21 protein-coding genes are annotated in these 20,904 nt (G+C 70.5%); 12 read left to right on the plus strand and 9 right to left on the minus strand.

Annotated elements, in window-relative coordinates; genetic code table 11:
* Nucleotides 1-23 precede the first annotated feature (23 nt).
* A complete protein-coding gene (locus CPY97_RS00080; RefSeq protein WP_096419764.1) occupies nt 24-1,538 on the minus strand; it encodes a DEAD/DEAH box helicase in 1,515 nt (504 codons plus the stop codon).
* 39 nt (nt 1,539-1,577) lie between these two features.
* Between CPY97_RS00080 and CPY97_RS00085 the strand changes: the two genes are divergently transcribed.
* Nucleotides 1,578-2,042 (plus strand): GNAT family N-acetyltransferase, encoded by a 465-nt coding sequence (locus tag CPY97_RS00085; protein WP_231923967.1) that lies wholly within the window; start codon nt 1,578-1,580, stop codon nt 2,040-2,042.
* On the opposite strand, the gene CPY97_RS00090 is transcribed toward CPY97_RS00085, so the two are convergent.
* Together CPY97_RS00090 and CPY97_RS00095 are read right to left on the minus strand one after the other, a co-directional pair.
* On the minus strand, nt 2,039-5,161 hold the full coding sequence (locus CPY97_RS00090; RefSeq protein ID WP_096419766.1) for an efflux RND transporter permease subunit: 3,123 nt from the start codon (nt 5,159-5,161) through the stop codon (nt 2,039-2,041). The two genes, CPY97_RS00085 and CPY97_RS00090, sit on opposite strands and share 4 nt — an antisense overlap.
* Before the next feature lie 172 nt (nt 5,162-5,333).
* The gene (locus tag CPY97_RS00095; RefSeq protein ID WP_096419767.1) at nt 5,334-6,773 is read right to left on the minus strand and encodes a PLP-dependent aminotransferase family protein; all 1,440 of its coding nucleotides are present in this window, start codon (nt 6,771-6,773) and stop codon (nt 5,334-5,336) included.
* 61 nt (nt 6,774-6,834) lie between these two features.
* On the opposite strand from CPY97_RS00095, the gene CPY97_RS00100 reads away from it, so the two are divergent.
* The 3 genes from CPY97_RS00100 (at nt 6,835) to CPY97_RS00110 (ending at nt 9,349) form a co-directional block, all read left to right on the plus strand.
* Complete coding sequence (locus tag CPY97_RS00100; protein ID WP_096419769.1) at nt 6,835-7,533, plus strand: YczE/YyaS/YitT family protein; 699 nt, start codon at nt 6,835-6,837, stop codon at nt 7,531-7,533.
* A gap of 314 nt (nt 7,534-7,847) precedes the next feature.
* Nucleotides 7,848-8,654 carry a DUF4097 family beta strand repeat-containing protein gene (locus CPY97_RS00105; RefSeq protein WP_096419771.1) on the plus strand — a complete coding sequence of 269 codons (807 nt, stop codon included), beginning with the start codon at nt 7,848-7,850 and terminating at the stop codon, nt 8,652-8,654.
* Entirely contained in the window at nt 8,651-9,349 is a 699-nt protein-coding gene (locus tag CPY97_RS00110) for a PadR family transcriptional regulator (protein WP_231923968.1), read from the plus strand. The genes CPY97_RS00105 and CPY97_RS00110 overlap by 4 nt, the downstream gene beginning before the upstream one ends.
* A gap of 12 nt (nt 9,350-9,361) precedes the next feature.
* On the opposite strand, the gene CPY97_RS00115 is transcribed toward CPY97_RS00110, so the two are convergent.
* On the minus strand, nt 9,362-10,018 hold the full coding sequence (locus tag CPY97_RS00115) for a hypothetical protein (RefSeq protein WP_096419773.1): 657 nt from the start codon (nt 10,016-10,018) through the stop codon (nt 9,362-9,364).
* 124 nt (nt 10,019-10,142) lie between these two features.
* Between CPY97_RS00115 and CPY97_RS13345 the strand changes: the two genes are divergently transcribed.
* Nucleotides 10,143-10,292 carry a hypothetical protein gene (locus tag CPY97_RS13345; RefSeq protein WP_161494024.1) on the plus strand — a complete coding sequence of 50 codons (150 nt, stop codon included), beginning with the start codon at nt 10,143-10,145 and terminating at the stop codon, nt 10,290-10,292.
* On the plus strand, nt 10,289-10,672 hold the full coding sequence (locus tag CPY97_RS13350) for a fluoride efflux transporter FluC (RefSeq protein ID WP_161494025.1): 384 nt from the start codon (nt 10,289-10,291) through the stop codon (nt 10,670-10,672). Before CPY97_RS13345 ends, CPY97_RS13350 begins: the two co-directional genes overlap by 4 nt.
* Here CPY97_RS13350 and CPY97_RS00125 read toward each other — a convergent pair.
* Entirely contained in the window at nt 10,669-11,769 is a 1,101-nt protein-coding gene (locus CPY97_RS00125; RefSeq protein ID WP_096419777.1) for an NAD(P)-binding domain-containing protein, read from the minus strand. The genes CPY97_RS13350 and CPY97_RS00125 overlap by 4 nt on opposite strands.
* Before the next feature lie 158 nt (nt 11,770-11,927).
* Here CPY97_RS00125 and CPY97_RS00130 point away from each other — a divergent pair, with 158 nt between their 5' ends.
* Nucleotides 11,928-12,119: a DUF3073 domain-containing protein gene (locus tag CPY97_RS00130; protein WP_096419779.1), complete on the plus strand. Its 192-nt coding sequence runs from the start codon at nt 11,928-11,930 to the stop codon at nt 12,117-12,119.
* Between the two features lie 73 nt (nt 12,120-12,192).
* On the opposite strand, the gene purM is transcribed toward CPY97_RS00130, so the two are convergent.
* Nucleotides 12,193-13,299, minus strand: coding sequence for a phosphoribosylformylglycinamidine cyclo-ligase (gene purM / locus CPY97_RS00135; protein ID WP_096419781.1), 1,107 nt, complete (start codon nt 13,297-13,299; stop codon nt 12,193-12,195).
* A gap of 106 nt (nt 13,300-13,405) precedes the next feature.
* Between purM and purF the strand changes: the two genes are divergently transcribed.
* Nucleotides 13,406-14,863, plus strand: a complete 1,458-nt coding sequence (gene purF / locus CPY97_RS00140) for an amidophosphoribosyltransferase (RefSeq protein ID WP_096419783.1) — start codon at nt 13,406-13,408, stop codon at nt 14,861-14,863.
* On the opposite strand, the gene CPY97_RS00145 is transcribed toward purF, so the two are convergent.
* On the minus strand, nt 14,860-15,270 hold the full coding sequence (locus CPY97_RS00145; RefSeq protein ID WP_096419785.1) for a hypothetical protein: 411 nt from the start codon (nt 15,268-15,270) through the stop codon (nt 14,860-14,862). The two genes, purF and CPY97_RS00145, sit on opposite strands and share 4 nt — an antisense overlap.
* Before the next feature lie 4 nt (nt 15,271-15,274).
* Nucleotides 15,275-15,652: a sterol carrier family protein gene (locus tag CPY97_RS00150; protein WP_096419787.1), complete on the minus strand. Its 378-nt coding sequence runs from the start codon at nt 15,650-15,652 to the stop codon at nt 15,275-15,277.
* Nucleotides 15,653-15,716: 64 nt separating this feature from the next.
* Between CPY97_RS00150 and purD the strand changes: the two genes are divergently transcribed.
* From purD to CPY97_RS00170, 4 genes are read left to right on the plus strand one after another with little or no spacing between them, the layout of a single operon-like run.
* Complete coding sequence (purD, locus tag CPY97_RS00155; RefSeq protein WP_096419789.1) at nt 15,717-16,976, plus strand: phosphoribosylamine--glycine ligase; 1,260 nt, start codon at nt 15,717-15,719, stop codon at nt 16,974-16,976.
* Nucleotides 16,973-17,860 carry a phosphoribosylaminoimidazolesuccinocarboxamide synthase gene (locus CPY97_RS00160; protein ID WP_096419791.1) on the plus strand — a complete coding sequence of 296 codons (888 nt, stop codon included), beginning with the start codon at nt 16,973-16,975 and terminating at the stop codon, nt 17,858-17,860. Before purD ends, CPY97_RS00160 begins: the two co-directional genes overlap by 4 nt.
* A 40-nt stretch (nt 17,861-17,900) precedes the next feature.
* Nucleotides 17,901-18,803: a VOC family protein gene (locus CPY97_RS00165; RefSeq protein WP_231923969.1), complete on the plus strand. Its 903-nt coding sequence runs from the start codon at nt 17,901-17,903 to the stop codon at nt 18,801-18,803.
* Nucleotides 18,804-18,814: 11 nt separating this feature from the next.
* Nucleotides 18,815-19,603 (plus strand): SGNH/GDSL hydrolase family protein, encoded by a 789-nt coding sequence (locus CPY97_RS00170; protein ID WP_161494026.1) that lies wholly within the window; start codon nt 18,815-18,817, stop codon nt 19,601-19,603.
* Nucleotides 19,604-19,672: 69 nt separating this feature from the next.
* On the opposite strand, the gene CPY97_RS00175 is transcribed toward CPY97_RS00170, so the two are convergent.
* Entirely contained in the window at nt 19,673-20,815 is a 1,143-nt protein-coding gene (locus CPY97_RS00175; protein WP_096419795.1) for a mechanosensitive ion channel family protein, read from the minus strand.
* Between the last annotated feature and the right edge of the window lie 89 nt (nt 20,816-20,904).

Below are 20,904 nucleotides of genomic sequence, written 5' to 3' on the forward strand. Positions count from 1 at the left end.
AACGGGCCCCGAGCATCCGATCGCTAGGCGCGCTGCGCGAGCTGCCGAATGAGGCGGTCGCCCGGCCGAACCGCGTCGAAGCGGGCCGTGATGTCGGCGCGGCCGAGCAGTTCTTCCAGCGCCGGGCGACGGCGCTGCGACACCAGGGTGACGACGAGCCCGCGGGCGCCGGCGCGGCCGGTGCGACCGGCGCGGTGCAGGTAGGCCTTGTACTCGTCGGGCGCGTCCGCCTGCACGACGATCGCGATGTCGTCGACGTGGATGCCGCGGGCGGCGACGTCGGTAGCGACGAGGGCCGTGACGCGTCCGCTCGTCAACTTGTCGAGGTTGCGCTGGCGGCGCTCCTGAGAGAGGTCGCCGTGCAGGGCCAGGGCCGCGATGCCAGCGTCGTCGAGATGGTCAGCGAGCTCGTCGGCGAAGGTCTTCGTGCGGGTGAACACGAGCGCCTTGCCGTCGCCCGAGACGAGTTCTTCAACAACGGCGCGCTTGTGTCGCGGGTCGACGACGAGCACACGGTGCTCGGTGGTCGACGTCTTCTGCGTCTCGCCCGCGATCTCGTAGACGGCCGGGTCGCGCAGGAACTCGGCGACGAGCGCACCGACCCGGGTGTCGAGCGTCGCCGAGAACAGCAGCATCTGCGACTCGCTACGGGTGCGGCGCAGGATGCGCTGCACCGGCTCGAGGAACCCCAACTCGCACAGGTGGTCGGCCTCGTCGACGACGGTGACGAGCACCTCCGACAGGTCGAGCTTGCCCTGCTCAATGAGGTCTTCGATACGGCCAGGGGTACCGATGATGATGTCGACGCCGCGCTTGAGCGCGCCCGTCTGACGACCCTGCGGCACACCGCCGTAGATCTGCGTCGTGAACAACCCGACGCTGCGGGCGATCGGCTGCACGGTGTCGTCGATCTGCAGGGCGAGCTCGCGGGTCGGCGCGAGAATCAGCGCGCGGGGCTTGCGACCCGGCAGCAGCTTCTTGGCGCCCCTGTTTTGCAGGAGCCGTTCGACGAGCGGCGCACCGAACGCGATGGTCTTGCCCGACCCGGTGCGGCCGCGGCCCAGCACGTGCCGGCCAGCCAGCACGTCGGGGATCGTCGCCGCCTGGATCGGGAACGGCGAGGTCGCGCCCTGCTCGGCGAGCGCCCGCACGATGTTCTGCCCGAGCCCGAGGTCAGAGAAGCTGAGCCCCGCCACCGACGCCGGGTCGACGAGGGTCGCCTTCAGTTTCTTCAGCACGACATCCGGCTGCGGCACGCGCGGCGTGCGCGGGGCCGCATCGCGGGTCGCTGGCCGGGATGCGCGGGGCTCGGCGTGCGCGCGGTCGCGGCCCCGAGCATCCTCGCTGCGCTCCTGACGCTTCTCGCTGCCGGGCTTCGCGGGGCGCCCCGGTCCGCCCTTTTTGCCGCGCTTCTGCTCGGGCTCGAAGGGCCGCCAGTCGGGGCGGTGCGTCTTCTTGCCCGTGCCGGTTCGACCGGACGACGCCGCGGCGCCGCGGCGCTTGCGCGGGTCGCGAGAGGATGATGAGGGACGGGCCATAGCCGCCCGAGCCTATCCCACGCCCATTACGCTGGCCCCGTGACGACCGTCGCCATCGAGCCCGCCGAGCAGCCGGACGTGCAGGGCATGCTCGACGAGGGCACCCGCTACGCGCTGAGCCTGTACCCGCCCGACTCGTGCTATCTGCTGAACGCGTCCGAGCTCGCGGCCGACGGCGTGACCGTCTGGGTCGCCCGCAGTGACGGCGGGGCCGCGCTCGGCATGGTCGCGCTCGTCGACGGCCGCGACGGCACGGCCGAGATCAAGCGACTCTTCGTGCGCGACGAGGCCCGCGGCCTCGGCGCCGCCACGATGCTGATGGATGCGCTGGAACGGCACGCGCGCACGCTCGGCGCCGCGCGCATCCTGCTGGAGACCGGCCCCCAGCAGCTCGCGGCGATCAGCCTGTACGAGCGGCGCGGGTACGTGCGGATCGAGAACTTCGGCCCGTACGTCGGCGACGATTTCAGCCACTGTATGGCGCTCGAGCTCGACGGCTGCTAGTCGGAGGTCGTCGCGCGTTCCGCGGCGAGCGCCGCCGCCTCGCGGGCGGCACGCTTCTCATCGCGACGTTCGCGCGCACCCTCGACGAGCCAGTACAGCGCCGGCAGCACAACGAGGGTCAGCAGCGTCGACGACACGAGTCCGCCGATCACGACGACGGCGAGCGGCTGCGAGATGAAGCCGGCCGTGCCGGTGATGCCGAGGCCGAGCGGCACGAGCGCGAAGATCGTGGCCGCCGCGGTCATCAGCACGGGGCGGAGTCGACGCACCGAGCCCTCGATGACGGCCTGGCGCACCGTCATGCCGCCCTCGCGATACTGGTTGACGAGGTCGATGAGCACGATCGCGTTGGTGACGACGATGCCGATCAGCATGAGCACGCCGACGAGCGACGGCACGCCGAGCGGAATGTCGGCGATGACCTGCAGGAGGATCGCGCCCGTCGCGGCGAACGGCACCGAAACGAGCAGGAGCAACGGCTGGCGGAGGCTCTTGAACGTCGCGACCAAGATCACGTAGGTGATGAGGAGGGCGACGAGCAGCGCCAGGCCGAGCTGCTGGAAGGCGTCGGCCTGCTGGGCGGCGACACCGCCCAGCTCGGCGCGGGCGCCGTCGGGCAGCTCGATGTCGTCGAGGGCCGTGGCCACCATGGCGGAGGCGCTTCCGATGTCCTGCGTCGACGGGGTGATGCTGACGGTTGCACTGCGAATTCCCCGAATCGTGGTGATCGATTCGGGCCCGAGGGCCTCCTCGACGATCGCGACCTCGCTGAGCGCGAGCGGCCCGGTCGCGGTAGGTAGCGTGAAGTCGCGCAACTCGGCGATCGTGACGGGGGCATCGTCGTTCGGCAGGAAGATTTCGAGGGTCGTGTCACTGATGACGACGTCGCCGACGGGCGCGGGGAACATCGCCTGCGCCACGAGACCGCCAATCGCCGCCTCGGTCAAGCCCACCTCGGCGGCGGCCACGCGATCGACCTCGATGGCGATGTACGGCTGCGTCTCGGACAGGTTGCTGGAAGCCTCGGCCGTCACCTCGAGATCGCGCACGGCGTCGAGCACGTCTTGGGCGGCCTCGCGCAACGCCTCCTGGTTCGGCGCGAAGATCTCGACGTCGATGGTCGACGACGCGAAGCCCTGGTCGGCGGAGCGCACCGTGATGTCGCCGACACCCTCGAGGGCGAACAGCCGGTCGCGCACCTCCTGCTGCAAGGCCACCTGGTCGGCACTCTCGTCGGTCGTGATGGAGTAGGTGATGTCGCTGCCACGGCCAAGGAAGCCGAAGATGCCGCCGCCCTGACCGATCGACGCCTGTACCGTCTCGATGCCCTCGATTTCGAAAAGCTCGTCCTCGACGACGGTGGCGGCCTCATCGAGACGCTCGAGGCTCGCCGAGGTGTCGACCACCTGGCTGACCGTCAGGGTGTTCTGACCGCTGTCGCCGATGAAGTTGGTCTGCAACTGGGTGGCGAGTGCGCCGGTGCCGCCGAGCACGAGCAGGGCGAGCAGCAGCGTCGCGACGGGACGGCGCACGCTGAACCGCAGGGCGGGCAGGTAGCCGCGCTGGAGGGGCGTCGGGTTCGCCGACTCCTCCTCGAAGGTCGTCGCCGGCGCGTGTGAGCCCGCCTTCGGGCCGCGCAGGAACCAATACGCGAGCACGGGCACGATCGTGAGCGCCGTGAACAACGAGGCGCCGAGGGCGATCGCCGTGGTCAACGCGAAGGGGCGGAACAGTTCACCCGTGATGTCGCCCACGAGCGCGAGCGGCAGGAACACCGCGATCGTGATGAGGGTCGACGACGTGATGGCGGTGGCGACCTCGCGCACCCCGTTCTGAATCGCCTCCATGCGCTCTTCGCCGAGACCCATGTGCCGCTTGATGTTCTCGACGACGACGATGGAGTCGTCGACGACGCGGCCGATCGAGATGGTGATGGCGCCGAGCGTGAGGATATTGATGGAGTACTCGGCCACCTGCATTCCGATGAAGGTCAACAGGATGGATGTCGGAATCGCGACGGCCGTCACGAGCGTCGAGCGCACCGACAGCAGGAACACCAGAATCACGATGACGGCGAACACGAGGCCGAGTGAGCCCTCGATCGCGAGCGCCTCGATCGAACTCTCGATGAACGGCGCCTGGTCGAAGACGACGGTGAACTCGGTGCCCGAGCCGATGGCGGCGGCGATCGCCGGCAACGCGTTCTGCACGGCGCGGGAGACGTCGACGGTGTTGCCATCGGGCGTCTTCGTGATGCCGAGGGTGAGCGCGGGTTCGCCGTTGATACGCGACAGGTTGTCGACCGGGTTGCTGACGATGGCCACGTCGGCGACGTCGTCGATCGTCGTGACGACGAGAGTGCCCTCGGCCGTCACCTCAGGCTCGTCGGCGAGCAGGGGCACGGCGGCGAGCGCGTCCACGCTCTCGATGCGCACGCCCGTCAAGACGGCGAGGGTGCGGTCGTTCTCGGTGATGGTGCCGGCCGGCAGCAGCACACCGTAGGCGTCGAGGGCGTCGACGATGTCGGACCGGGTGAGCCCGCGCTCGGCGAGGGCGTCGTCGTCGACCGTCACCTCGACGCGGTCGCCGACCGCGCCGAATACGCTGACTTCGCGAACGCCCTCAATGTCGGTGAGCTCGGGCACCGCCTGAACGTCGAGCGCGGCGGCGAGCTCTCCTTCACTGAGGCCGCTCGTGACACCCACTTGCACGACCGGGAGGTCATCGATCGACCCCGTGATGACCTGCACGTCGGCGCTCGACGGCAGGTCGAGGCGATTGACGGCGAGCTGCACGCGCTGCTCGGCGCGCGCAATGTCGGTGCCGAAGGTGAACTGCGCGGTCACGATCGAGAACCCGGTCGATGACGTCGCATCGGATGCCTCGAGGCCGTCGACCGCTTGAATCGCGTTCTCGATCGGCGTCGACACGTCTTGTTCGACCGCATCGGGGGCCGCCCCCGGGTACTGGCTGATGATCAGCACCTGCGGGAAGGCGATCGAGGGAATCAGTTCCTGCTTGAGGCTCGTCAGCGCGAGTCCGCCGAAGACGCCGACCACGATCGTGACGAGCGCGATGAGCGCCCGGTTGCGCAGGCTGAAGGCCGACAGCTGAAACACGGGCGACTCCGGGTGAGGCGAAAAGGGGTGGTGGCAGGGATTGCGTCATGCGAAGAGCCGCATGCAATGCTCGTCAGCATCCCAGCAGTTACTGGACATTGCCAAAGCGGCGCGTGAGTGCGCGCCGCGAATTCGACCGATCGGTCAGTGGTCCTTGCGCCCGGCGTGCCGCCTACACGACCGCATCGACGAGGGCGTCGCTCGTCGCCGGGCGGTGCGAACCGCTGTCGAGTCGCTGCCAGGCGCGCTCGAGCCCGTCAACCGCGCGGCGAATCAGCGGCTCGGGGTAGCAGAACGGCAGGCGCACATAGCGTTCGAAGGCGCCGTCGACGCTGAAGCGGGGGCCGGCGCCGATTTGGACGCCTTCTGCCCGCGCGACGAGGGCGAGTTCGCTCGCGACAGGGCGGCCGAGGTTCGTCCAGAGCACGAGCCCGCCCTCGATCTGCGGCAGCCGCCAGTCGGGCAGCTGGGCGGCGAGCAACTCGCGCAAAAGCGCCTCCCCGCTGCGCAGCTGCGCACGCCGCTCGCCGACCAACTCGTCGTAGCGCGGCAAGAGTTCGAGCAGGAGAAGCTGCTCCAGGGTCGGCGAGCCCAGGTCGCCGGGCGGGCGGGCGCGAGCAAGTTCGGCGATGGTGTCGCGGTCAGCGCGGATCCAGCCGAGGCGAATGCCGCCCCAGACGCTCTTTCCGACCGAGCCGACCGTGATGATGCGGGGGCTGTGCACGGCCATGGGCTGACGGCTCACGCCGTCGACGGCAAGGTCGGCCATCGTCTCGTCGACGATCAGCCGCGTACCGTGGCGGTCGGCGAGCGCCGAAACCCGAGCACGCTGCTCGTCGGGCATGATGCGGCCCGTCGGGTTGTGCACGTCGGGCATGAGGTAGGCGAGGCTCGGCGCCGAGCGGGGAAAGAGCTGGGCGAGGGCATCGTCATCCCACCCGGCATCGGCGCTGACGGGCACCCCGACCAGTCGCGCTCCGGCCGCGGTCAACGCTTCGAGCGCGTGCGGGTAGCTCGGGTTCTCCACGAGGGCACGGTCGCCGCGGCCGATGAGTGCGGTCGCGATCAGCGCGATGGCGTGCTGCGCGCCGAGGGTGATCAACATCTGATCGGGCGATGTCGGAAGCCCGCGGGCGGTGTAACGGTCGGCGAGCGCCGCGCGCAGCTCGTCGAGGCCGAATAGGTCGAAGCCGGCGAGGCCGAGGTGGTGAGGCAGCCGCTGTACCGCGGCGGCTGCCGCGTCGACGACAGCGGGCAGGGCGGGCAGCGTCGCCTTGGAGAAGTCGAGGAGGTCGGGGCGGTCGACGATGTCGAAGGCGGGCACATCCCCGGCGGGAAGGGACGCCACACTGCCGGAGCCGCGTCGGCTGACGAGGTATCCCAGCTCGCGGAGGCGGGCGTAGGCCGCCGCCACCGTGGTTCGGCTGACGCCTTCATGGTCGGCGAGCTGCCGCTCGGCCGGGAGGCGCGCGCCGAGTGCGATGCGACCGTCGAGGATCAGCAGGCGGACCCGGTCGGACAGAGCGTGCGCGAGCGTGCCGCTGTGCGCTCGCCAGTCGCCGAGTTGGGCGCTGAGCGCGCGGGCGGTGAGAGTGGTCGTCACGGTCGCCATGTGGCCACGATAGCGCGATTGGCCTCTTGTGAACAGGCCAATACTGCTGTGGACTGGGCGCATGACCTCGACGACCGCAGCGACGACCCCCGCGCGCCCCGTGCATCCGGTGCGCCGCTGGTCGCAGTTGCTCGTCGGCTTGGTGCTCTACGGCGTCGCGATCGGGCTCATGATCAGCGGCAACGTGGGCCTCGACCCGTGGACGGTCTTCGCGCAGGGGTGGTCACGCACCGTCGGTATTCCGATTGGCATCATGACGGTACTGATTGGCATTGGCGTGCTGCTGCTCTGGATCCCGCTAAAGCAGCGCCCCGGTATCGGCACGGTGCTGAACGTCATCGTGATCGGCCCCGTCATCGACCTGACACTGCTCGTGGTCGACACCCCCGATGCGCTCATCGCGCGCTGGGTGGTGTTCCTCGGCGGGCTGGCGCTGCTGGCCCTCGCGACCGGGCTGTACTTCGGCGCCGGTTTCGGCCCAGGGCCCCGCGACGGCCTCATGACCGGCGCGCACGCGCGGTTCGGCTGGCCCGTCTGGGCGGTCCGCACGGGCGTCGAGGTCACCGTGCTGGCCACCGGCTGGATGCTCGGGGGCACGGTTGGGCTCGGAACGGTCGCCTTCGCCCTGCTCATCGGCCCCATGGTCGGCGTCACGCTCGCGCGCCTGCGCCTGCCGGAGGCGCCCCGCCGACAGCGCGGAAGCGTGCGCAGCACGGACGCGAGTCACCCCGTGCCCGGCGGGACGGGAGGGGGCGCATGACGGTCCTCATTGCACTCGCGGCCCTCAGCACGTGGGCGATCGTCGCGACGATCGAGTTGGTTGGTCGGGACGGCTACGGGCGCATCCCCGCGCGCACCGGCTAGCATCCAGTCTCCGCCGCGGGGTGCTCCGCGCGGCGGGCGACCCGGTTCAGGCGGGTCGCACCCGGCGGGGGTGAGGGTTCCAGGCCTCACCCCCGCCGGTCTTTTCGCGCGACCCTTGCGCGGGATCAAAACGCGATATATCGTGTCTTGCACGGACGCGATATATCGCGAGATGAGCATCCCGAGTGGGACCGCCGAAAGGAGCCGCGCATGGCGCAAGAAACCTGGATCGTCAGCGATCCGACCACGATCGACCTCGAGCTCGTGCGCAGTGTCAAGGTGGGCCTCATCGGAGGGCAGGTGGACATCGTCGCCCACGACGAGCCCGGCGCGCGCATCGAGGTGCACGGCGTCACCGGCCGCGACCTGAAGATCGCACTCGACGGCGACCGGCTGGTCGTCGACCACCTCGACAAGCGCTGGACCGAGTTTCTCGACATGTTCCGCAGCTACCGCGGGTCGTCAAAGGCCGAGGTCAGCATTCTCGTTCCACGCAGTGCCGCCCTCACGTTCGGCGTCGTGACGGCGACCGCGCTGATCAGCGGCTTGCACTCCGACGTGGCGGTCAGCACGGTCAGCGGCGACGTCGTCGTCGACGGCGTCGCCGGCGACCTCAGCGTCAACGCCGTCAGCGGCGAAGTGTCGGTGCGCGGCCACCACGGCGACGTGTCGGCGAAGACCGTGTCGGGTGACCTGACGGTCAGCGGCGAGGTGTTCCGGTTCCGGGGCAACACCGTCTCGGGCGACACCGTCGTCGACCTGCACGGGCTACCCGACATGGTCTCGCAGAAGAGCGTCAGCGGCGACCTCACCGTGCGCCTCGATGCGGGCGTGCCCACGCAGTACCGCATCACCACGCTGTCGGGCGCGCTACAACTCGACGATGCGCGCGTCACCGGCGTGCGGGGGCAGTACGAGGGCCGCTTCGGCGAGCTGCACGGGCGCTTCACCGAGGTGGTGGCGAGCACCGTGTCGGGCGACGTGTCGGTCGTGCACGCGGAGCGGGTCGCGTCGTGACCCCGCCCGTCTTCGGCCACGGCCACCTGCGCCTCTACCTGCTGTCGGTGCTCGAGGAGCGCGACATGCACGGCTACGAGATCATCCAGGCCATCAGCGACCGGTTCGGTGGCACCTACGTGCCGTCGGCCGGCACGATCTATCCGCGGCTCGCGAAGCTCGAGGCGGAGGGCCTCGTCACGAAGGCCGACGCCGACGGACGTCGCACCGTCTACTCCCTGACGGGCGCGGGTCGCGCCGAACTCGACGCGCGCCGGGCTGAGCTCGACTCGATCGAGGAGGGGGTGGGCGACAGTGTGCGTCGCCTCGCCGACGAGGTGCGGGCATCCGTGTCTGACGCGATGGCAAGCCTGCGCGCCGAACTCGCCGCAGCGGCGCGCGACGCCCGCGACGACGCGCGCGGCGCAGCGTCGGCGGCGAACGACCAGGCGCGGGATGCGCGGCGCGCGGCGGACGCGCCCGACGCGCCCCGCGCATCCACGACACCGCCGCCGAGCGGCACGACGGAGGTGCGCTCCGAGTCGCGGGCGCAGCTGGCCCGGGCTGAGGCGCTGCTCGCCGACTTCCGTCAGGAGGTGCGGGCTGACCTGCGTCGCGCGATCGCGGCCGGACGCCCGCTAGACGCGGCCGCCGTCGACGCGCTCGCGGCGGGGCTCACGTCGCTGCGCGCCGACCTCGGAGCTCAGCTGCCCTAGCCGCCGGCGCGCTTAGTCGCCCGCGGCCCACTCGACGGGCAGGTAGAGGTCTTGCACCCGGTCGGCGGTGGCGGTGTGGTCGTTGCGCGTGTAGATGCCGCATTCGACGACTGCGCAGTCGACGGCGTCGTCGGCGGGGGGCCCGACGAGCAGGTAGGCGGTGAACGAGCCGGAGTCGCGGTCATCGAAGGCGCGCGCGCCGAAGATGCGCCAGGCGAACTCGTTGTTGATCCAGTTGGAGGGCGCCCACTGCACGCTGCCCTCTTCGAGTTCGTCTTCGGTCTGGTCGGGCACGCCGCCGAGGCAGGGGCCGGGGCGCCCGTCGAGTTGGGCCGGGATCGCGCAAATGGCGACGTAGATGCCCCGGTTCGGCACATAGCCCTCACCGGTCACGACAATGCGGTCGCCTTCGGCGATCGCGGCGAGATCGACGGCGCCGCCTGATTCGCTCGCCGCGCTGAGCGTGCGCGTCAGCCCGTCGTCGCCGGTGGCCGTCACCGTGGTGGGGAATCCGTCGACTCGGGCCTGACCGCTCGACCCCTGCGGCTCGTGGAAAAGGATCGGCAGCGCGACCGACGCCACGAGGCCGCCCAGGGCAAGCGCGACGACGCCGGTGATGAGCCACCCCCACCGCACGGGTCGGCGGCGAGGCGGGCGGTCCGAGCGCATATCGCCAGTCTACGAGGTGGGCTGCCGCGCGTGGCTAGGCTCGGCAGCATCATGGATGCTGGCCCTCCGCGCCCGACGACGGCCCACCCGCTGTCGCCCGCAACGGTGCTGGCTGTGCTGGTGGGTGGATTCGTCGGCACCGCTCTGCGGCTCGGTGCTGACCGTTGTCCTGTCTCTGACCCTCGGTCTCGGCGCAGCTGTCGCGGGCATCGCGCTTGGCCGTCGCCTGCGCCCCGACGGCTCGACGCCTCTCACCGACGGGAGCGACGAGTGAACCCCGGGCTGGTGCTCGCCGTTGCGGCGGGGGGCGCGCTCGGAGCAGTGCTGCGCTTCCTGACCACGGTCGTGCTCGCCGGTCGCGAGCAGCCCCCCGGCCCGGTCGTGATCGTCAATGTCGTCGGGTCGCTGGTCTCGGGTGTCGCGATCGGCGCAATCGAGGATCCGGTCGTGTTGCTCGTTGTCGTGACGGGTTTCTGCGGCGGCCTTACGACGTTCAGCACCCTGAGTGTCGAGACGGTGCAGCTGGTCATGGACGGCCGCGCGAAACGCGCCGCCGGTGGGATGCTCGTCAACCTCGTCGCGGGAACCCTCGCCGTCGCGCTCGGCACCATCCTCGGCGGGATACTCGGCGCGCTGCCGGGAGAGGCTTGTTAGCGGCCGATGCGGCTCAGCTGGGCGACGACCTGACGGGCGATGTTGCGGCCGGCGCGGTTGGCCCCGATCGTGGAGGCGGCCGGCCCGTACCCGGCGAAGAACAGGCGCGGGTCGCGGGCGACGCGGTAGCTGTCGACCGTCACGCCGCCCTCCTTCTCGCGCAGCTTGAGCGGCGCGAGGTGGCGCAGCTCAGGCCGGAACCCGGTTGCCCAGATGATCGCGTCGGCGCGCTGAAAGCTGTCGTCGGGAAAGCGCACGCCGTCCGCCTCGATGCGCGCGAACATCCCGCGGGTTTCCAGGATGCCCCGATCGATCGCCGCCTGGATCTTGCGGGTGCGCGGCACCCCCGTGCCGCTGACGATGCTCGGCAGGGCGCGGCCAGCGCGCGCCGCCTCGTCTTGCATGCCAACCGCCTTCTCGGCGCCCTCGACGTCGAGCTCGGCGCCGTCGAGGAACTCGGGCGGGCGCCGGGTCGCCCACGTGATCGAGTTCGCCACGCCCTCGAGTTCGAGGATGAAGCCGATCGCGGAGGTGCCCCCTCCGACGACCACAACGTCCTGCCCCTCGAAGTCACGCGCATCCGTATACGCGCTCGTGTGCACGTGGCGGCCGGTGAAGTCGCGCAGACCGGGGTAGTGCGGCACGAAGGGGGCGCCCCAGGTGCCCGTGGCGTTCACGATGGTCGCGCCGCGCAGCTCGAGCTCGCCGGCCTCCGTGTCGAAGGTGACGAGCAGGTCCTTTCCGAGGTCGGTGACGCTCGTCACGTCGGCGGGGCGCACCACTTGCAGCCCGTAGTGCTCCTCATACGCGGCGTAATACTCTTCGACGACGTCGCGCGCCGGCACGCTGTGGTCGGCGGTCGAGAAGCTGAGGCCGAGCTCGTCCATGCCGGGCAGGTCGTTGACCTTATGGGCTGAGCCGAGCTTGAGCGCCTCCCAGCGGTGCTGCCAGGCGCCTCCCGTCGAGGGGCCGCGGTCGAGAAGCACGAACTCTTCGCCCGGTTCGAGGCCGAGGCGGCGTAGGTAGTAGGCGACGCTGAGCCCGGCCTGGCCCGCCCCGATGACGATGCACGAGGTGCTGAGGTCGGCGTCCGTCACCCGCTCTACGGTAGTCGTTCGCCCGTTGTCGCCGCTCACTCGGCGCCAAGGCTGAGGAGCGCTCCGTGGTAGAGTGCTCGCTAGTCTTTATCCAGTCCCACGTCGGCGCTGTTCCGCGGAATTTCCGCCCGCCGACCAACCTGTGAGGGGGGTCACGTATGGGGCGCGGTCGCCAGAAGGCAAAGCACACCAAGGTGGCGCGAGAGTTGAAGTACTTCAGCCCGAACACCGACCTGACTCAGCTTGAGCGTGAGCTCGCTGCGAAAGAAGACGACCCGTACGTCGACAAGTGGGCCGACCTGGTCGACGACGACGAAGACGACCTCGACGAGACGCCGCGCACCGCGTAGCAGGCTGTATTCGTCACGCTCAGGGCCCGCTTCGGCGGGTCTTTTGCGTTCGGTCGCGGCCCCGCGCCCGTCGTCAGTTCGCGTAGCTGCCGACGAGGCGCACGGCGCCGCCGTCGACACCCTTGGCGCCCTGCTCGAATCCATTCAGCTCGCGTGAGGCCGTCGACACGACTCCGACCTGCCAGGTGGGCAGGCCCCGGGTCGTCAGTGCCGTGGAGATCGCGGACGCGTGCTCGGCGGGAACGACCGCGAGCATCCCGAGCCCGAGGTTCCACGTTCCCTCGGTCGATTCGAGGCTGTCGCCGGCGAGGTCGGCGAGCACGCGGAACACGGCGGGCGGACTCCACGTCGACCGGTCGACCTCGACCCACGCGCCCTGCGGCAGGACGCGGGCGAGGTTCGCGGCGATGCCGCCGCCGGTGACGTGGCTGAGCGCGTGAATGGTTGCGGGATGCTCGCGCAGCGCCTCGAGGATCGGCCCCGTATACAGCCGTGTCGGCTCGAGCAGCGCGCGGCCTACGACGCCCCCCAACTCGGGGAGCTCGTCGTGGAACGCGATGGAGCGCTGCGCGAGGATGTGCCGCACGAGCGAGAAGCCGTTCGAGTGCAGGCCCGAGCTCGCCATGGCGAGCACGACGTCGCCGTCGGTGACCCGCTCGGGGCCGAGCACCTCGTCGGCCTCGACCACGCCGACCGCGGCGCCGGCGACGTCGTAGTCGTCGGGGCCGAGGAGGCCCGGGTGCTCGGCCGTCTCGCCGCCGACGAGCGCGGTGCCCGTCGCAGCACACGCCTCAGCAATGCCGCGCACGATGTCGGCGATGCGCTCGGGGTGCACCTTGCCGCAGGCGATGTAGTCGGTCATGAACAGCGGTGTCGCGCCGACGACGACGATGTCGTCCACGACCATGGCGACGAGGTCCTGCCCGATGGTGTCGTGAATGTCGAGCGCCTGCGCGATCGCCACCTTCGTGCCGACGCCATCCGTGCTCGTGGCAAGCAGCGGCTTGCGATACGCGGTGAGCGCCGAGGCGTCCCAGAGGCCGGCGAACCCCCCGACTCCGCCGAGCACGTTCGGGCCGTGGGTGGCGGCGACGGCCGACTTCATGAGTTCGACCGCGAGGTCGCCCGCAGCGGTGTCGACTCCGGCGGCGGCGTAGCTACTCGATGCGCTCTCGGTCACCCGTCAAGCGTATCGGCGGCGGCGTGCGCGGATGAGCGCGTGTGCGAGACTGGAGCCGACCCGCTCGGGTCGATTCCCCGGTCTTTCCAGGAGCGCGCGAAACTCCATGTGCGGCATCGTCGGCCTCGTCTCGTCGGGCCCCGTGAATCAGCAGGTCTACGACGCCCTGGCGTTGCTTCAGCACCGCGGCCAAGACTCCACCGGCATCGCGACCGCCGAGGGGCGCGTGCTGCACATGACGAAGGCGAAGGGCCAGGTGCGCGAGGCGTACCGCACGCGCGACATGCGGAGCCTGCTCGGCACGATGGGGCTCGGTCACGTGCGCTACGCCACGCGCGGCACGGCCTCCAGCGAAGAGGAAGCGCAGCCGTTCTACGTGAACGCGCCGTACGGCATCATCCTCGTGCACAACGGCAACCTGACGAACACGCGTGAGCTCACCCGCGAACTGAACGACGTCGACCGTCGACACCTCAACACGAACTCCGACACCGAGCTGCTCGTCAACGTGCTCGCCCACGAGCTGCAGCAGCAGGTGCTCGGCAACGAGCTGTTTCCCGAGCAGGTGTTCGCCGCGATCTCGCGGGTGCACGAGCGCGTCGAAGGGTCGTACGCCGCGATCGCCCTCATCGCCGGTCAGGGGCTCTTGGCCTTCCGCGACCCGTTCGGCATCCGGCCGCTCGTTCTCGGCCGTCGCACCTCGGGTCTTGCCGGTGATGAGTGGGTCGTGGCGAGCGAATCACTCGTCCTCGAGGCCGGCGACTACGAGGTCGTGCGTGATCTCGCCCCCGGCGAGGCGGTCTTCATCACCCCCGACGGTCAGATGGAGTCGCGCCAGTGCGCCGCGAACCCCCGCCTGATCCCCTGCTCGTTCGAGTACGTGTATCTCGCCCGCCCCGACTCGGTCATGAACGGCATCTCGGTCTACGAGGCGCGGCTGCGCCTCGGCGACCGGCTCGCGAACACGATCGCGCAGTACGCACCGACCGGCAACATCGACGTCGTCATGCCGATTCCCGACTCATCCAGGCCCGCCGCCATGCAGGTGGCCCAGAAGCTCGGCATCGAATACCGCGAGGGCTTCTACAAGAACCGCTACGTCGGCCGCACCTTCATCATGCCCGGCCAGGCGGAGCGCAAGAGGAGCGTCAAGCAGAAGCTGAACGCGATGTCGAGTGAGTTCCACGGCAAGAACATCCTGATCGTCGACGACTCGATCGTGCGCGGCACCACCTCTCAGGAGATCGTCGAGATGGCGCGCGCGGCCGGGGCGAACGAGGTCACCTTCACGTCAGCCGCGCCGCCTGTTCGGTACCCCCACGTGTACGGCATCAACATGCCCACCTCACGCGAACTCGTCGCACACGGCCGCAAGATTCCCGACATCGCGCGTGAGCTTGGCGCCGACCACCTCATCTACCAGGAGGTCGCCGACATGCAGGCGGCGATCGTCGAGGGCACCGACATCACCGAGCTCGAGATGAGCTGCTTCACGGGCGACTACGTCACGGGAACCGTCAGCCCCGAGTATCTCGAGTGGGTCGAGGCGAACCAGAACAGTTAACGGGCGTCGGTCGACTCGCCGCTCGCGTCCGCGCTGTCGACGTCTCCGGCAGCGGGATGCTCGGCGCCGGTCTCGTCCTCCAGCTCACCCTCGATGGGCGCCGGATCGACCACCTCGTGCACAGCCTCCATCGTGCGGGCACGCGTGCGTGACACCCGATCGAGAACGATGCCGATGATCGCCCCGACGACGACCCCCGCGGTGATGCCGTACAGCGAGAAGTAGGCGACGAGCGTGCCGAGCCCGACCTGCGACGTGGGGTCACTCGGCACCGACACGGTCGCGATCAGGGTCGCCAGAAACCCGAGGAACCCGCCGACCACCATGAAGGCACCGAGCTTGGGTGCGCGCCGCACGCTCAACTGCTGACGCTCGCCGGGCTCCGGCGCGGGGGTCTGGTCGCTCACGCGCCTATTGTGGCCGATTCACCTGGGCGATCGGGAACAGGTGCGCAAGGTCACTGCGCGATCCCGAAGCCTGGATGCGCGCATCCCGAACGGCATCTGCCCACGCCGCCTGGCCTGCCGCGAGCGCGATCAGGGTGCGCGCATCCATTTCGACGACGTTCGGCGGGGTGCCGCGGGTGTGCCGCGGGCCCTCGATGAGCTGGACGGCTCCGAACGGGGGGACGCGCACCTCGACGCTGCGACCGGGATGCTCGTCGCCGAGCACCTGGAGCACGTAGCGGCTGGCCGTCGCCAGCGTCGTGCGGTCGGCGGCGTCGAGGTCGGCGAGCGCCGCCTGGATGGCGGCTTCGCCGTCAGGCTGCGGGATGCGCGGGCGGGGCATGCGACGAGGCTAACGGCCCGCTACTGGCCGCGCTCGCGCGGTGCGGCCTCGGTAGGCTGACCGTGTGAAGATTCTCGTTCTCGGCTCGGGTGCCCGCGAGCACGCCATCATCACCGCACTGCTGAGCGAGGAGGCCGACCACGAGATCGTGGCCGCCCCCGGCAACGCGGGCATCGCCGAAGCGGTCGAGACCGTTGCGCTCGACCCGACGAAGGGTGCCGTCGTCGCCGACTATGCGCTCGAGAACGGCATCGAGTTGGTGGTGGTCGGTCCGGAGGCTCCGCTCGTGGCGGGGGTCGCCGACGCGCTGCGCACGCGCGGCATCGCCGTGTTCGGCCCGAGCGCGAAGGCCGCCCAGCTCGAGGGGTCGAAGGCGTTCGCGAAGCGCATCATGGAGGCCGCCGGCGTTCCGACCGGTCGGGCGTTGCGGGCGGCGACCATCGCCGACGTCAACGGCGCGCTCGACTCCTACGGCGCCCCCTATGTCGTGAAGGCCGACGGGCTCGCGGCCGGCAAGGGCGTCATTGTGACCGAGGACCGCGCCGCCGCGGTTGCGCACGCCGAGCACTACCTACAGCAGGGCGGGGTGCTCGTCGAAGAGTTTCTGTCGGGACAGGAGATCAGCCTGTTCCTGCTCAGCGACGGCTCGACGGTCGTGCCGCTCAGCCCCGCGCAGGACTACAAGCGCATCGGCGAGGGCGACACCGGCCCGAACACGGGCGGCATGGGCGCGTACTCGCCGCTGCCGTGGGCGTCGGAAGGTCTGGTCGACGAGGTCATCGCGAGCGTCGCGCAGCCCACGATTCGTCAGCTCGCCGCCGAGGGCACCCCGTTCATCGGGCTGCTGTACTGCGGCCTAATTCTCACCCCTACAGGCCTGCGCGTGATCGAGTTCAACGCGCGCTTCGGCGACCCCGAGACGCAGGTGGTGCTGCCGAGGCTCACGACCCCGCTGTCGACACTGCTGTTCGCCGCAGCCACGGGAACCCTCGCGAGCGCACCTGCCCCGCAGTTCTCGAGCGACGTCGCCGTAACCGTCGTGCTGGCGAGCGAGGGCTACCCCGACACCCCGCACACGGGGCGGCCGCTGACGGGCCTCGCCGAGGCCGCCGCGGTGGAGGGCGTGCACCTCTGCCATGCCGCGACCGCGCACAGCGAGGGCGGATTCGTCGCCACCGGCGGCCGCGTGCTCAGCGTCGTCGCCACCGGCCCCGACTTCACCGTTGCCCGCGAGCGCGCCTACCGCGCCATCGACCTCATCGGGTTGGAGGGCGGCCAGGTTCGTCGCGACATCGCCGCCCGCGTGGACCCGGCCGCGTCGTGACCGCCGGCCACGTCACAGAAACCCTCGACCTCCCGGGGTGGGTGCACGCGTACAGCGGCAAGGTGCGCGACCTCTATATGCCGGACGGTGCATCCAGCCTCGCCGAAGCCGACCGCGTCTTGATGGTGGCGAGCGACCGGGTGAGCGCCTTCGATCACGTTCTCGAGCCGGGCATCCCCGGCAAGGGCGCGCTGCTGACGCAGCTGAGCCGATGGTGGTTCGCGCAGCTGCCGATCGCCAACCACCTCGACCCGCAGGGCGTCGTGCCCGACGCCGTGGCCGACCGCGGCGTCGTCGTGCGGCGGCTTCGCATGCACCCCGTGGAATGCGTCGTGCGCGGCTACCTCGTCGGCAGCGGCTGGGCCGAGTATCGCGAGCACGGCACCGTGTGCGGCATCGAGCTGCCCACCGGTCTGGCGAACGGCGACCGGCTGCCCGAACCGATCTACACTCCGGCGTGGAAAGCGCCCTACGGCGAACACGACGAGAACATCACGTTCGAGCGCTCGGTCGAGCTGGTGGGCCGGTCCGTCGCCGAGGCACTGCGGGATGCATCGCTCGCGATCTTCACGCGGGCCTCGGCGGTCGCCGAGTCACGCGACGTGATCCTCGCCGACACGAAGTTCGAGTTTGGCGACGACCCCGACACCGGCGAGCTGACCCTCGCCGACGAGGTCCTGACGAGCGACTCGTCGCGGTACTGGGACGCGACGCTGTACGCCGCGGGCGGCCCCGACCGCCTGGCGAGCTTCGACAAGCAGATCGTGCGCGACTGGCTGGCCGCCAACTGGGACGGCTCCGGGGTTCCGCCGCGCCTGCCCGTCGAGATCGTCGAGCAGACTGCGGCCCGCTACCGCGAGCTGATCGACCGCCTGACCGCGTAACGGCGCGGAATACCCCGGGGGTGTACAGCGTTACCCCGGCATGTCCGATCAGCGCACCCTGCCCGCCGACCTCACGATGGGCGCCGTCACTCTCGACGTGGCGAACCTCGACGTGATGACCGCGTACTACCGAGACGCCGTCGGCCTCGAGGTGCTCGCCGAGGCGACGGGTACGGTCACCCTCGGGCGCCCCGCGAACGTCGCCAACACCGGCGCGGGCACCGTGGTCACCCCCGCGAAGCCTGCGGTCCTGCTGCGTCACAGCCCGGCGATGCGGCATGCGGGCCCCCGTGAGGCGGGACTGTTCCACACGGCGATCCTGTTCGAGACGCGCGCCGCTCTCGCCTCCGCGGTGTACCGCACAGCGACGGCGCATCCCGATCGGTTCACAGGCTCGGCCGACCATCTCGTGAGCGAGGCCTTCTACTTCGACGACCCGGAGGGCAACGGCGTCGAGCTGTACTGGGATCGCCCCCGCGACACCTGGCAGTGGTCGGGCGACCGCGTGTCGATGGCGAGCCTGCCGCTCGACCCGAACGCGTTCCTGCGCGAGCACCTGACCGAGGACGAGCTCGACCACCCGACGCCCGGCGCGGTCGGCCACGTGCACCTCTCCGTGGGCGACGTCGACACGGCCCGCTCCTTCTATTCGGGCGCACTCGGCTTCGACATCACGGCCGAACTGGGGGGCCAGGCCGTCTTCATGAGTGCGGGCGGCTACCACCACCACATGGCGATGAATGTGTGGCGCAGCCGTGGAGCCGGGCGACGTCAACCCACCCTCGGGCTCGGTCTCGTCGACATCGTGCTGCCGTCGGCTGACGCCGTCGGCGCCCTCACCGAGCGGATGCGCGACCACCACATCGACGTCGCGAACGACGGGCAGACGGTCAGCCTTGATGACCCCTGGGGGAACCGCTTGCGCGTCACCGCAACCCCCTAGACTCGGGCGCCGTGAGCAATCCGCACGACCAGCCCACGTATACCCGCGACGGGCGCGCCGTCAGCCGCGCCGTCGCACTGGCCCTCGCACCCGTGATCGTGCCGCAGTCTCGCGAGCTGCGCGAGAGCATCCCCGTCCTCCCCGAGGCGCCGGCTCCGTGGCGCGGCTCGGCCGGCCCGCGTGGCGACGACACCCCCGTGCGCCTGCTCGTGCTCGGTGATTCGACGGCGGCGGGGGTCGGCGTCGACCACGCGCGGCTCGGGCTCGGCGGGCAATTGGCCGAGGCACTCAGCGAGGCGACCGCGCGACGGGTCTTGTGGCGCGCATCCGGCCGATCGGGCGCGACGGCGCGTGACCTGATCGCGCGGCACCTGCGGCCGGCGCTGCGCGAGAAGACGACGGTCGTCTTTCTCACCGTCGGCGCGAACGACGCTCTCGCCGTGCGCAGCGCGCGCGGTTTTCGCCGCGACGTCGGCCACATCGTCGACAAGGTGTTCGCGGCCCACCCCGACGCGGTGCTGCTCATGTCGTCGCTGCCGGCGTTCTTCCGGTTCCGCGGGCTGCCCGAGCCGCTGCGCTCGACCCTGTACCGCCACTCGCAAGCGCTGGAGCACGAGGCGCGTGAGCTGATCGACGCGCACCCGCGGGCGCACATGTCGCCGCCGCCCCCGCCGTACGCCGAGGGCTTCTTCGCGGTCGACGACTTTCACCCGAGCGCGCTCGGCTACCGCGACTGGGCGCAGTTCGCCGTCGCCGACGCCCTCGAGTCGCCGGTCGGCGCACTGCTGCGCGAGGCGTAGGCAGCGCACAGGGCATTCCCGCCGCTCAGCGCGACCGGGCGCCCCGACTGGTCAGCGTTCGGCCGCGAACTACGAGGCCGACTCATCCCCGTCGGCGGGCGCCTCGCCGGCGACCGGGCCTCCGCGACGGGCGCGGCCCCGCGCATCCTCGGTGTTGACGGGCGCAGCCTCGCCCAGCTCGACGCGCTGCGTCGGCAGGGCCTCGGGCGCCTCGCGACGCACCCAGTCGACGAGTTTCTCGCGCACCAGAATCTGCAGGTCCCAGAGGTCGCTTGAGTTGCGGGCGCTGACGAGCGGGCGGACGCGCACGTGGCCGCCGATCGCGCTCGTGACCGCGATGCTCGCGACGCGCTCATCCCAGAGGGGCGATGCCTCGACGATGCGGGTCAGCTCGGCGCGCATCGCGTCGACGTCGATGCGCCAGTCGACATCGAGCTCGACGGTGCCCATGAGCTCGGATGCGCTGCGGGTCCAGTTCGCGAACGGCGTCGTCGTGAAGTAGGTCGACGGCAGAACGAGGCGCCGCTGGTCCCAGATGCGCACGACAACGTACGTGAGCGTGATGTCTTCGACCCGGCCGAACTCGCCCTCAACGACGACAACGTCATCGAGCCGAATGGCGTCACTGAAGGCCAACTGCATGCCGGCGAACACATTGGCGAGGGTCGACTGGGCAGCGAGACCCGCGATCACTGACGCAAGACCCGCCGAGGCGAGCAGACTGGCGCCGGCGGCCTGCGCGCCGGGGAAGGTCAGTAGCGCCGCGGCGATCGCGAGCAGACCGATGATCACAACGACGACCCGACTGATGAGTCGCAGCTGCGTCTGCATGCGCCGCGCGACGCGGTTGTCGTCGACCGTGATGTCGTAGCGCCGCAGCACGCGGTCGAAGAAGAGCTGCACGACCGCGGTGATGAACCACGCCGCCGCGAGAATCACGAGAATGCGGAACGTCTGGTTGATCGCCGGCCGCCAGTCAGGCTCGGGCAGCGTCAGCGCGACAGCAATCCAGACCCCGATGAGGCCGAGCAGGATGCGCAGCCTCCTCCTCGGCGGACCGAACGTCGCGTAGGTGCCCGCCCACTTCCGCGAGGCGATGCGCGCGACGAGCGCGAGCATCCCCGTCACGACGATGACGATGCCGAGCGCGATCGCGACGGCGATCGCAAGGCCCGGCCAGCTCTGCCAGGTGAAGGTGTCGATGTCGGGCACGAAGCCTCCCGTTCCGGTTTCCTGATCGGTGGTCGTCGGTCGGTCAGCCCACCGTAACCGCGCCGGTAGAGTGAATGCTGACCCCACCC

It is taken from the genome of Microcella alkaliphila (genome assembly GCF_002355395.1).
Lineage (GTDB): Bacteria > Actinomycetota > Actinomycetes > Actinomycetales > Microbacteriaceae > Microcella > Microcella alkaliphila_A.

Bases quoted from the DNA above. Each gene is read 5' to 3' on its own strand.
- CPY97_RS00080 (WP_096419764.1), bottom strand. From the start codon at position 1,538: ATGGCCCGTCCCTCATCATCCTCTCGCGACCCGCGCAAGCGCCGCGGC.
- CPY97_RS00095 (WP_096419767.1), bottom strand. From the start codon at position 6,773: ATGGCGACCGTGACGACCACTCTCACCGCCCGCGCGCTCAGCGCCCAA.
- CPY97_RS00100 (WP_096419769.1), top strand. From the start codon at position 6,835: ATGACCTCGACGACCGCAGCGACGACCCCCGCGCGCCCCGTGCATCCG.
- CPY97_RS00105 (WP_096419771.1), top strand. From the start codon at position 7,848: ATGGCGCAAGAAACCTGGATCGTCAGCGATCCGACCACGATCGACCTC.
- CPY97_RS00115 (WP_096419773.1), bottom strand. From the start codon at position 10,018: ATGCGCTCGGACCGCCCGCCTCGCCGCCGACCCGTGCGGTGGGGGTGG.
- CPY97_RS00130 (WP_096419779.1), top strand. From the start codon at position 11,928: ATGGGGCGCGGTCGCCAGAAGGCAAAGCACACCAAGGTGGCGCGAGAG.
- purF (WP_096419783.1), top strand. From the start codon at position 13,406: ATGTGCGGCATCGTCGGCCTCGTCTCGTCGGGCCCCGTGAATCAGCAG.
- CPY97_RS00150 (WP_096419787.1), bottom strand. From the start codon at position 15,652: ATGCCCCGCCCGCGCATCCCGCAGCCTGACGGCGAAGCCGCCATCCAG.
- CPY97_RS00165 (WP_231923969.1), top strand. From the start codon at position 17,901: ATGTCCGATCAGCGCACCCTGCCCGCCGACCTCACGATGGGCGCCGTC.